At 45.3% G+C, this 3,350-nt stretch carries 5 protein-coding genes; all 5 read left to right on the top strand.

What is annotated here, in order from left to right; translation table 11 throughout:
- Positions 1 to 104: 104 nt before the first annotated feature.
- Positions 105 to 671 carry an aminodeoxychorismate/anthranilate synthase component II gene (locus tag HOO90_RS12085; protein WP_292843411.1) on the top strand — a complete coding sequence of 189 codons (567 nt, stop codon included), beginning with the start codon at positions 105 to 107 and terminating at the stop codon, positions 669 to 671.
- Positions 671 to 1,750 (top strand): anthranilate phosphoribosyltransferase, encoded by a 1,080-nt coding sequence (gene trpD / locus HOO90_RS12080; RefSeq protein WP_292843409.1) that lies wholly within the window; start codon positions 671 to 673, stop codon positions 1,748 to 1,750. The genes HOO90_RS12085 and trpD overlap by 1 nt, the downstream gene beginning before the upstream one ends.
- Entirely contained in the window at positions 1,705 to 2,307 is a 603-nt protein-coding gene (locus HOO90_RS12075; protein ID WP_292843407.1) for a YkgJ family cysteine cluster protein, read from the top strand. The genes trpD and HOO90_RS12075 overlap by 46 nt, the downstream gene beginning before the upstream one ends.
- Positions 2,304 to 2,756 carry a DUF3465 domain-containing protein gene (locus tag HOO90_RS12070; RefSeq protein ID WP_292843405.1) on the top strand — a complete coding sequence of 151 codons (453 nt, stop codon included), beginning with the start codon at positions 2,304 to 2,306 and terminating at the stop codon, positions 2,754 to 2,756. The genes HOO90_RS12075 and HOO90_RS12070 overlap by 4 nt, the downstream gene beginning before the upstream one ends.
- Positions 2,749 to 3,350 (top strand): indole-3-glycerol phosphate synthase TrpC (trpC, locus tag HOO90_RS12065; protein WP_292843403.1); only part of this gene is annotated, 602 nt, incomplete at its 3' end. The genes HOO90_RS12070 and trpC, both read left to right, overlap by 8 nt.

Genomic DNA, 3,350 nt, shown 5'->3' with positions numbered 1-3,350 from the left:
GGAAGAAACGCAAAACAAAGCCAAAGCAGTATTACGCGCGGCCGAGTTGGTGCAGGCTGGTTTGGATTTGAATATTGATGCTGCACCGAAAGCGGGGAATTAATATGTTACTCATGATAGATAATTACGATTCTTTCACTTATAACTTAGTGCAGTATTTGGGCGAGTTAGGGCAAGACGTTCAGGTGTATCGCAATGATGAAATTGATTTGGTAAAAGTGGCCTCACTCAAGCCGGACCATATCGTGATTTCTCCTGGCCCCTGCACGCCAAATGAGGCAGGGATTAGTGTGCCGCTCATTAAAGAATTTGCAGGTAAGATTCCATTGCTCGGTGTTTGTTTAGGTCATCAAAGTATTGGCCAGGCTTTTGGTGGGCGTATCATCAAGGCTAAAACGTTGATGCACGGCAAAACTTCGCTTATTCACCATAAAAATATTGGGGTGTTTAAAGATCTACCAAACCCTTATATAGCAACGCGTTACCACTCACTGGTGATTGAAAAAGAAACCATTCCAGATTGCTTGGAAATTACCGCATGGACGGACGATGGCGAGATTATGGGCGTGCGTCATAAAACCTTGCGTGTAGAAGGCGTGCAATTTCACCCGGAATCTATCCTCACGGAATACGGCCATGAGTTGCTGGATAACTTTTTGAAGGAAAAATAATGGCGGAAGATAAAGTCATCGATATTTCTTTCAAAGAAGCCTTGCAGCATTTGCTGGATCGCAAGCACTTCACGCACGCGCAAATGCTGGAAATCATGCGCATGATGATGTCTGGCGAACTAACTGCTGTACAAATCTCTAGCTTGTTAATGGGCTTGCGCATGAAAGGCGAAACGGTGGATGAAATCGCCGCGGCTGCCAAAGTCATGCGTGACCTTTCAACTAAAGTTACTATCAATGACACAAGCCATTTGATTGATACTTGCGGTACAGGTGGTGATGGTATTCAGACATTCAATGTATCAACTGTGAGTGCTTTTGTTGCAGCAGCAGCAGGCGCAAAAGTTGCTAAGCATGGTGGACGCTCAGTTTCGTCTACTTGCGGAAGCGCGGATGTGTTGGAGGCATTGGGAGTTAACGTCAACTTGTCGCCAGAGCAAGTGGCTAACTGTGTAGATAGTATTGGCATCGGCTTTATGTTTGCTCCTAACCATCACAGTGCCATGAAGCACGCGGCGCCTGTACGCCGTGAAATGGGTATTCGCACCCTATTCAACCTGCTTGGCCCAATGACTAACCCTGCCGGCGCTAAACGGCAAGTGATGGGCGTGTTTCATCAAGATTTAACGCTTCTGCTGGCGCAGGTTTTGCAGCGGTTAGGCAGCACACACGTCATGGTGGTGCATGGTACAGATGGCATGGATGAAATTTCATTCACTGGCGATACTTATGTGGCCGAGTTAAAAGACGGTGCGATTAAGCAATACACCATCAACCCAAGCCAGTTTGGTATGCAAGTGCATGATTTAAAAACCATACAAGTGCAAAATGCTGAAGAATCAAAAGCGATGATTTTAGAGGTGCTAAATGGTAAACAAGGCCCTGCTAGGGATATTGTATTATTAAATGCTGGTGCGGCCATTTATGTATCTGGGGTAGTAGATAGCTTGCAGAGTGGCATCAATAAAGCGCGCGAAGTGATTGATAAAGGCAGTGCGAGGACAAAATTAGAACAATTAGTTAAGGAGGCGGCATGGCTGACCGAAGTCCCGAGCAAACACGGCAATACGCCGAAATAAAACTAGATGAATTTTTTAAAAGCGTACCCCCAGAACTTAAAGCACATGTCGTTACTTTACCAAAGCGTATTACGCAAATTAGCGCTCGCCCCGTTATTCGATTAAAAGAAGTATTAAATACCGCAGACCAAATTTTCGATCATGCAGGAAAATTTGCTGCCTGTACAAGAGGATGTGGACACTGTTGTCATGTTTCCGTACCCATTACGCAATTTGAGGCGCGCTACATCGGTGAAAATCTTGGCATTCAGCCTGTCGAGCAGAAGCAGACAATAAGGCACGCTTTAACGGAGTTCGGCAGCCATACACCTTGCCCATTTCTTAAAAATGCTGAGTGCTCAATTTATGAATGTCGCCCGCTAACATGCCGAATGCATATGAATTTTGATGTAGATAACTATTGGTGCTTGCACGAAAATTGGAATAAGCCTGAAGCTAAAATTCCGCGTCCCACTATTCAGCCTCTGGTTGATGCCTATCATCTGGTCGTGAATAATGTTGCACCAATTATGGCGGATATTCGTGATTTCTTCCCGCACGGGCAAGGCGCAGCGTGAAAAAGCAATTTTTACTCTATTTAGCAATCTGTTTAGCACTTAGTTTTAATGCTTGCTATGCCCCGAATAATGCGCAACCGCTTGAATCGGCAACCGTTTCTTCGGCTGTTACGATGGATGCCGGAGCAATTGTTGAAGCCTATGGTGCGCATCGCAATTTACCGCAAGTGCAAGGTAGTGGTATTGTAGTCAAGCTGTTAAAAGACGATACGAATGGCTCGCAGCATCAAAAGTTTTTGCTAAAAGTGAGTGACAATATTACGATTCTAATCGCCCATAATATTGATTTAGCGCCACGTGTAGACACTATTCAAGTAGGCGACACGGTGGCATTTAAAGGTGAGTATGTGTACACACCAAAGGGTGGTACAGTGCATTGGACGCACAAAGACCCACGCGGCAATCATGAAGGTGGTTGGTTGCAACTTAACGGAAAAAAATATGAGTGATATTTTAAAGAAAATCTTAACAACTAAAGTACAAGAAGTCGCCGCAAGCAAGGCTAAAACAAGTTTAGAGCAATTGCAAAAGCAAGCCGAAGCGCAAGGCGACCCACGTGATTTTGTGGGCAGCATCCATAAAAAAGTCATGGTGAATAAACCAGCCGTGATCGCCGAAATTAAAAAGGCTAGCCCGTCAAAAGGCGTTATTCGTGCCGACTTCAACCCTGCTGAAATCGCCAAAAGCTATGAAAAAGCAGGCGCAGCGTGTTTGTCAGTACTCACTGACGTTGAGTATTTTCAAGGGTCAGCTGACTACTTAAAACAGGCGCGCAAAGCCTGCAAGCTACCAGTATTGCGCAAAGATTTTATGATTGACGAGTACCAAGTATTCGAAGCGCGGGCGATGGGTGCGGATTGCATTTTGTTAATTGTGGCCGCGCTTGAACTCAAGCAAATGCAAGCTTTGGAATTGTTAGCTAACGAGCTTGGCATGGCGGTGCTGGTTGAAGTGCACGATGCACAAGAGCTGGAATTGGCTCTGCAATTGCATACGCCTTTAATTGGCATCAATAATCGTAACCTGCGTACGTTTGATGTGAC

The sequence above is a fragment of the Methylotenera sp. genome (assembly GCF_013141425.1).
Taxonomy (GTDB): domain Bacteria; phylum Pseudomonadota; class Gammaproteobacteria; order Burkholderiales; family Methylophilaceae; genus Methylotenera.
The sequence above is the reverse complement of the archived record's forward strand: the minus strand, read 5'-3'. Positions and strand labels throughout refer to the sequence as shown.

Coding starts and splice junctions, on each gene's coding strand:
- HOO90_RS12085 (WP_292843411.1), top strand. CDS start 105: ATGTTACTCATGATAGATAATTACGATTCTTTCACTTATAACTTAGTG.
- trpD (WP_292843409.1), top strand. CDS start 671: ATGGCGGAAGATAAAGTCATCGATATTTCTTTCAAAGAAGCCTTGCAG.
- HOO90_RS12075 (WP_292843407.1), top strand. CDS start 1,705: ATGGCTGACCGAAGTCCCGAGCAAACACGGCAATACGCCGAAATAAAA.